Origin of the sequence: Siphonobacter curvatus (genome assembly GCF_002943425.1) — a bacterium.
GTDB lineage: Bacteria > Bacteroidota > Bacteroidia > Cytophagales > Spirosomataceae > Siphonobacter > Siphonobacter curvatus.
The window spans coordinates 1-1,098 of the sequence record NZ_PTRA01000017.1 but is presented as its reverse complement, the minus strand read 5'-3'; the positions used below and the strand labels follow the sequence as shown (position 1 = coordinate 1,098).

The 1,098-nt window shown below is 49.7% G+C and carries 1 protein-coding gene; it reads right to left on the bottom strand.

Annotated elements, in window-relative coordinates:
• Positions 1-20: 20 nt before the first annotated feature.
• Complete coding sequence (locus tag C5O19_RS25785) at positions 21-1,097, bottom strand: mannose-1-phosphate guanylyltransferase (RefSeq protein WP_104716249.1); 1,077 nt, start codon at positions 1,095-1,097, stop codon at positions 21-23.
• Position 1,098 lies beyond the last annotated feature (1 nt).

Here is a 1,098-nt window from a genome sequence, read left to right as displayed (position 1 = left end):
TTTTAAGTTTAGGTAGTAATTTATACAAAATGAGTGCCTCGCTTGGAAGCATCCGCGACAAACTCTTTGACCTTCTGTTCTTTGTCTTTGGGACAGATCAGAAGCACGTTGTCAAACTCTGCGACAATGTAATCCGATAGTCCTTCTACTACCACCAGTCGCTCCTTGGGCGTCTTTATGATCGAACCCGTCGTGTTGTGGGTGACGATGTGGCCATCAATCACGTTGTCGTTGGCATCCTTTTCACTCACTTCATACAGAGACTTCCACGTGCCCAGATCCGACCAACCAATGTCACTTAGCACCACGTGCACGTTCTGAGCCTTTTCCATCACCCCATTGTCAATCGAGATGTTTTGACAAAGCGGGTAGACTTGCAGTAATTCCAAAGCCTCTTGCTCGGTATAATAATTAGCCTCCAGCTTTTCAAACACCTCGTGCATAGCAGGAAGATACGCTTCAAAGGCTTTGCGAATGGATCTGGCATTCCAAACGAAGATACCCGCGTTCCAAACGTAATCCCCACTCTCTAAGAAAGCCTGAGCCAGCTCCAAGTGCGGCTTTTCGGTAAAGGTCTTCACCCGCTTGACTTCTTTGTCAGTCAGGCCATCAAACTGAATGTAGCCATAACCCGTATCGGGCCGGGTGGGGGTAATACCCAAAGTCACTAAGATGTCCGATTCAGCCGTGGCGGCAAGAGCCACCTTGATGCGGTCGGTGAATTCTTTTTCCTTTAAGATCAAATGATCGGCGGGGGTAACGATGATATTGGCCTCGGGGTCTTTGGTGGCAATCTTGTAGCAGGCGTAGCCAATGCAAGGAGCCGTATTGCGACGGGAGGGTTCTAAAAGGATCTGATGGTCTGAAAGCTCGGGCAGTTGCTGCTTGGTCAAATCATAGTACTCCTGCGAAGTAACGATGTAGACGTTTTCAACCGGGCAGATGTCAGAAAGGCGGTCGAAGGTCATCTGGAGCATGGTGCGTCCGATGCCTAAGACGTCATGAAACTGCTTGGGATAGGTTTGGCGGGAAAAGGGCCAGAAGCGGGTACCGACGCCCCCGGCCATGATGACTACGTACGTGTGTTGGAAGTTCATT

Bases quoted from the DNA above. Each gene is read 5' to 3' on its own strand.
- C5O19_RS25785 (WP_104716249.1), bottom strand. From the start codon at position 1,097: ATGAACTTCCAACACACGTACGTAGTCATCATGGCCGGGGGCGTCGGT.